The sequence below is a fragment of the Deltaproteobacteria bacterium genome (genome assembly GCA_016210005.1).
Classification (GTDB): Bacteria; Desulfobacterota; Binatia; order HRBIN30; family JACQVA1; genus JACQVA1.
This window is the reverse complement of record JACQVA010000091.1, coordinates 1-3,728: the sequence shown is the minus strand read 5'-3', so window position 1 is coordinate 3,728 and position 3,728 is coordinate 1. Positions and strand designations below refer to the sequence as shown.

The following is a 3,728-nucleotide window of genomic DNA, read 5'->3' as shown; positions in this document are numbered from 1 at the left end:
TGTCATTCCCGCGAAAGCGGGAATCCACGGCACCGGCTCGCTACGACCCGCCAGCGCTACACGATCTCGTCATAGAGGTCTCGCCAGTCCGGGTTCTGAGCTTCGATCAGCTCGATCTTCCAACGCAGAACTGCTTGTCCATAGCGCCAAACGCCAAACTGGATTCCCGCTTTCGCGGGAATGACGGCCATAACACCGAACCACGTTACCCACAAATTTGTCGCGCACCCTCCGCCGTCTTTCTCTGGGCCCGGAGCTGCCGGCGCTCGCCCAAATCCGGCCCGCAGTCGATACTGGACAACGCCGGATGAGCTTCATATGGTTGCCGGGTCTCGGGCCGTGCCCGCGGCAGTGTAAGAAGCAACCGACGCCGACTGAGCCTCAAGGCATTGGATTCTTCCTGGACTTGAGCCTGGGCGGGCGAGGTAAGCGAGCGCGGCAACGCGATTTCTCATGCGCAGACCGCAAGATACCACGACGGAAACGCCCAGCCGCTTGCGCGCCCGGGCCTATCCGCAGGCTTGGCGCATTGCCGCGGCCGGACTGTTCTCGATCAGCCGAGTCAGTCTGCCCCTGTTGCTGTTGCTGGTGCTACTCGCCAATGACCCACCGGTGACACCGCTCATGCTGCTACGCGCGGTCACCATCCTGGTACTGCTTCCGGGCCTGGCGGCCCAACTGGTGGCGCGGGCGTACGCGGCCGAGATCGTGATTCGCGGCGGTGATCTGGTGGTACGGGGTGCTGAACTACAGCTCGAAATCCCGTGCCGCGCCATCGAAGCGGTGGCGGCGTGGCGCGTGCCGCTACCTGGACCCGGCTTCTCGCTCCGGCTGCGCTCCGGGCGAACCCTCGGCTATGGCCTGCAAGGCGCCGACCCGACGGCATTGCTGCTGGCGCTGGCCGACGGCCAGGGGGTCGAGAGCGCGCGCGCGGCGCTGCGCCATCCCAATCTCGTCTATGCGCACGCCCGCGGCCGGCGCCGCCGCTGGTACCACTTCGCCGGCAAGTTCGTTGTCTTCGCCCTGGTGCCGGCGGCGGTGCTCTTTCGCGCCCACCAATACATCGCCTACGGCGGCCCGCTCGGCGAATACTACCTGGTCGGCCTGGCGGCTTATCTCAAGACCTTCGGCGTATACTGGGGCACGCTGATGGTTTACCTGGTGCTGTACGCCAGCGTGTGGCGGGGGTTGGCCGAAGGCGCGGTGTTGCTGGCGGCGTGGACCGCGCCGGCGCGCGCCGCCGGCGCACGGCGCGCGGCCGAGATCGCCGCCGCCGCGTTGTACTACGGCGGTGTGCCCGTGCTCCTGGCACTGCGCTTCTTGGCATGAGCCCGCCGCCGAGGTTCGGGGTGGCGCTGCTCCCGCTTTGACGCCGCGACGCCGATGGCGCTAAGCTCCGGCGTCATGCGCTTGCGACAACTGTTCCCGATCACGCTCGCGGCCTGCTTGCTGGCCTGTGCCGGCCAACCGCGGGGGGCGTGCAACCCAAATCCGCCGCCGGGTACGGTCGGCGCGATCTGTGGCTTCGCCAACCCCGAAGACGTCGAGGCGGTGCCTGCCGCCGGGCTGCTCTTGGTCAGCCAGATGCGGCGCGGCGACCGCGGCGGATCGCTGGTGGGCGTGCCGCTCGACGCGGTGGCGCAAAGGACGACGGCGCCCCGGCGGCTGTGGCCGACGGGGCAGCCCGCACGCGACGTGAACCTCAGCCCGGCTCCCGCCGGTGAGCCGTCGTGCCTCGAGCCCCCGGCCGCCGATGTGTTTGCGCCGCACGGCGTGACGGCGGCGCCGGCCCCCGCCGGGGCCGTGCGCCTCGCGGTGGTGGGGCACGGTGGCCGCGAGGCTCTCGAGTTGTTTGATCTCACCGGCAGTGGAAGCGATGCCGTGCTAGCCTGGCGCGGCTGCGTGCCCTTGCCGCCGGGTATGTCAGGCAACGACGTCAGCCTGGCCGCCGACGGGGAGATCATGGTCTCCAACTACATGCCGACGATGGCGGGCTGGCGCGGCCTGTACTACACGCTCAAGGGCGGCATGGGCGGGCACACGGGCTCGGTGCTGGCCTGGCGCCCGGGCTCGGGCTGGCGCGAGTTGGCCGGCAGCGCGTCGGCGAGTCCCAATGGGGTGCTGGTGACGCCGGACGGCGCGGCGGTCTTCTACGCCGAAACCGGCTCCGGCCGCGTCAGCCGCGTAGCCCGAGCCGGGGCCGCGGCCGGGCGCACGCCCGAGCAGGTGGCCATCGGCGGCAATCCCGACAACCTTTCGCTCAGTCCGCGGGGCACGATCCTCGTCGCCACGCACACCGACGGAGCCGCGTTTTTGGCCTGCGCCTTTGGCCGCACGCCTTGCCGCACCGGGTGGTCGCTGTTCGAGATCGAGCCGGCGGCGCTGCGGGCCACCTTGCTGCTGCATCACGACGGTAGCGCCGTCGGTGGTGTCGCTTCGGCGGCCGAGCACAACGGGCGGGTGTACTTCGGTGCCGTCTTCGATGACCGCATCGGAGTGTGGCAGCCGCAGCGGCAGCCGGCTGAGTCCGCCCCGGGCGGCTGAAGAACTTCAGTCGCTCGCCTCCACTTGTCGGTCGGATAACCGCAGACGCTGTGCGGGTGCGCTTACGCCGGCGGGTCGAAATGCTGGCGGCGAAAGGCTTCCCAGTCTTCCTGCCAGCGGCGCTCCTGGCGCAGGCGCATCCAAGAGCGCCAGGCAAACAGGCCGAGACTCATTACCGCAGCAGCGGTCATCACCGGCGAGACAATGCGGCCGGTGAGCGCCAGTACACGCATGGCGGTGGGTGTCGTCACAGATCCTCCACGCACCGCCAGTCTAAGTCGATCGCGCCGCCCCCGCAATCGCCGGCGGCCAGCGGCACCGCACTCGGGTCTTCCGTTCCTTGCCTCGGGCTGAGCATCGTTCTCTCGCCAAGCTGTTCAACGCCCGTAGGAGCCGCCGATATGGTCGTAAGGATCCACGCCCTCGGCGAGGTCGCGTTTATACTTGCTCTCGTCGATGAAGCGCTCGAAGCCCTCAACCAGGTATTCGAGGAAGTCGCGGGTGGAAAGGATGCCAACCGGTTTGCCGTCATCGACCACCGGCAGATGACGGAACTTGTTTTCGCGGAAGACCTGTAACACGGACTTCAACGGGGCGTTGACGTCGATGGTGACCAGGGTGGCCGTGGCCACCTGGCCGACGCGGGTGGTTTGGGGATCGCGCTGCTCGCCGACGACACGGGTCATTAGATCGCGTTCCGAGAACAGGCCCCGCAACCGGCCGCCTTCGACCACCAGCACCGCACCGATGCGGTTGCGACTCATCCGCGCCGCCACCTCCGCGACCATTTCGTCCGGCTGCGCGGTGACCATATCGGTAACCATCAACACCTGGATGCTCGCCATCGAATCCTCCTGGGCGGGATTGCTTCAGGCATATAGCGGTGTCCGCGCCCTCGCAAGCTGGGTTCCCAGCCTCGTCCAATGAATCGCGGCGCGGCGGGTTCGCCGGAGGCTCAGCGCGCACAGCCTTCTTGCCGCTTCGGGTGCGCGACAAATCTGTGGGTAACGTGGTTCGGTGTTATGGCCGTCATTCCCGCGAAAGGCCGTCATTCCCGCGAAAGGCCGTCATTCCCGCGAAAGCGGGAATCCAGTTTGGCGTTTGGCGCTATGGACAAGCAGTTCTGCGTTACATCCTGGCCAGCAAACGGAACGGCACGCTGTACATTGGGGTGACCTCACAGC

4 protein-coding genes are annotated in these 3,728 nt (G+C 67.9%); 2 read left to right on the top strand and 2 right to left on the bottom strand.

Annotated elements, in window-relative coordinates; genetic code table 11:
• Positions 1 to 453: 453 nt before the first annotated feature.
• Complete coding sequence (locus HY699_09090; GenBank protein MBI4515953.1) at positions 454 to 1,329, top strand: hypothetical protein; 876 nt, start codon at positions 454 to 456, stop codon at positions 1,327 to 1,329.
• Between the two features lie 75 nt (positions 1,330 to 1,404).
• Entirely contained in the window at positions 1,405 to 2,544 is a 1,140-nt protein-coding gene (locus tag HY699_09085; protein MBI4515952.1) for a hypothetical protein, read from the top strand.
• A gap of 62 nt (positions 2,545 to 2,606) precedes the next feature.
• Here the strand turns inward: HY699_09085 and HY699_09080 are convergent, their stop codons facing one another.
• Together HY699_09080 and HY699_09075 are read right to left on the bottom strand one after the other, a co-directional pair.
• Positions 2,607 to 2,795 carry a hypothetical protein gene (locus HY699_09080; GenBank protein ID MBI4515951.1) on the bottom strand — a complete coding sequence of 63 codons (189 nt, stop codon included), beginning with the start codon at positions 2,793 to 2,795 and terminating at the stop codon, positions 2,607 to 2,609.
• Positions 2,796 to 2,921: 126 nt separating this feature from the next.
• Entirely contained in the window at positions 2,922 to 3,389 is a 468-nt protein-coding gene (locus HY699_09075) for a CBS domain-containing protein (GenBank protein MBI4515950.1), read from the bottom strand.
• Positions 3,390 to 3,728 lie beyond the last annotated feature (339 nt).

Bases quoted from the DNA above. Each gene is read 5' to 3' on its own strand.
- HY699_09090 (MBI4515953.1), top strand. From the start codon at position 454: ATGCGCAGACCGCAAGATACCACGACGGAAACGCCCAGCCGCTTGCGC.
- HY699_09085 (MBI4515952.1), top strand. From the start codon at position 1,405: ATGCGCTTGCGACAACTGTTCCCGATCACGCTCGCGGCCTGCTTGCTG.
- HY699_09075 (MBI4515950.1), bottom strand. From the start codon at position 3,389: ATGGCGAGCATCCAGGTGTTGATGGTTACCGATATGGTCACCGCGCAG.